Below are 1,573 nucleotides of genomic sequence, written 5' to 3'. Positions count from 1 at the left end.
GGTCGCGCAGGTGATGCAGGCCGACACGCTCTCCGCCGCCTTCGACCAGCCGCTGCGCTGCCACACCTTGGATGGCCACCGCTGGTGGCTCCCTCTCTGAACCACTGGCCCACTCATGACACAAGACGAAACCCCGGAAGACATCGAGGCCCGCCACAAGGCCAAGATGCAAAAGCACAAGGCCGCGGTCGACCAGCGCATTGCCAAGGCTGACACCGACACCGGCGTCTTGCTGGTCATGACCGGCCCCGGCAAGGGCAAGAGCAGCTCCGGCTTTGGCATGGTGGCGCGTGCGCTGGGCCACGGCATGCGGGTGGGCGTGGTGCAGTTCATCAAGGGCGCCATTGCCACCGGCGAGGAGCGCTTCTACCGCCGCTTCCCCGAAGAAGTGGCCTACCACGTGACCGGTGAAGGCTTCACCTGGGAGACGCAGAACCGGGCGCGTGACGTCGAGCGTGCCGAGGCCGGCTGGGAGATCGCCCGCGGCCTGTTGCGGGACCCGGAAGTCGGCCTGGTGCTGCTGGACGAGCTCAACATCGTGCTCTCGCATGACTACCTGGACACCGCCACGGTGCTGGCCGACATCGCCGCCCGGCCCACCCACCAGCACGTGGTGGTGACCGGCCGCGGTGCGCCGCAGGCCTTGATCGAAATGGCCCACACCGTCAGCGAAGTGAAGGTCGTGAAACACGCCTTCAAGCAAGGCATTCGCGCCCAGCCTGGCCTTGAGTTCTGAACCCTTTACAGAAAGCATTGCGATGAGCCTCAACCTGAACCTGGCTGCCTTGCCCACTTCGCTGGACGCCGCGCTGCGCGCCAAAATCGACGGCAAGACCAAGCCGCTGGGCGCGCTGGGTCGCCTCGAAACGCTGGCGCTGCAGATCGGCCGCATCCAGCAGAGCTTGTCGCCCAAGCTGAGCGAGCCGCATCTGGTCGTCTACGCCGGCGACCACGGCATTGCCGAGGAAGGCGTGAGCGCCTTTCCACAGGACGTGACCTGGCAGATGGTGCTGAACTTCCTGGCCGGCGGTGCGGCCGTCAACGTGCTGGCACGCGAGCTGGGCATGGCGGTGCAGGTGGTGGACGCGGGCGTGAAGCATGACTTCGGCGACCAGCCCACGCTGTTGGACGCCAAGATCGCGCCCGGCACGCGCAACAGCGCGGTCGAGCCCGCGATGGACCGGGCCGAGGCCGAGCTGGCGCTGGCGCGTGGCCAGGCCCATGCCGAGTCCTTGAAGGCGCGCGGCTGCCGCGTCGTCGGCTTTGGCGAGATGGGCATCGCCAACACCAGCGCGGCTTCGCTGCTGCTGCACAAGCTGGCCGGCGTGCCGCTGGCGCAGGCGGTAGGCCGGGGTACCGGGCTGGACGACGACGGCCTGGCGCGCAAGCTGGCGGTGCTGGAACGCGCGGCGGCACGCACTGGCGAGATCGCTGACCCCATCGACGTGCTGGCCGAATACGGCGGCTTCGAGATCGCGATGATGGCCGGCGCAATGCTGGGCGCGGCGCAGGCCGGCATGGTGCTGCTGATCGACGGTTTCATCGCCAGCAGCGCCCTGCTGGTGGCCGCGAA

2 protein-coding genes are annotated in these 1,573 nt (G+C 68.3%); both read left to right on the top strand.

The window, feature by feature from the left end:
* The first annotated feature begins 115 nt into the window (after positions 1-115).
* On the top strand, positions 116-736 hold the full coding sequence (cobO, locus tag FKP22_RS29870; protein WP_141291848.1) for a cob(I)yrinic acid a,c-diamide adenosyltransferase: 621 nt from the start codon (positions 116-118) through the stop codon (positions 734-736).
* Positions 737-758: 22 nt separating this feature from the next.
* The coding region (cobT, locus tag FKP22_RS29865) for a nicotinate-nucleotide--dimethylbenzimidazole phosphoribosyltransferase (RefSeq protein WP_141291847.1) at positions 759-1,573 on the top strand (815 nt) is incomplete at its 3' end.

Source organism: Ideonella azotifigens (assembly GCF_006519715.1).
GTDB lineage: Bacteria > Pseudomonadota > Gammaproteobacteria > Burkholderiales > Burkholderiaceae_C > Ideonella > Ideonella azotifigens.
This window is presented reverse-complemented; position numbering and strand designations above follow the sequence as displayed.

What these genes read in the sequence shown, in the direction of transcription:
- cobO (WP_141291848.1), top strand. Translation starts at nt 116, where the DNA reads ATGACACAAGACGAAACCCCGGAAGACATCGAGGCCCGCCACAAGGCC.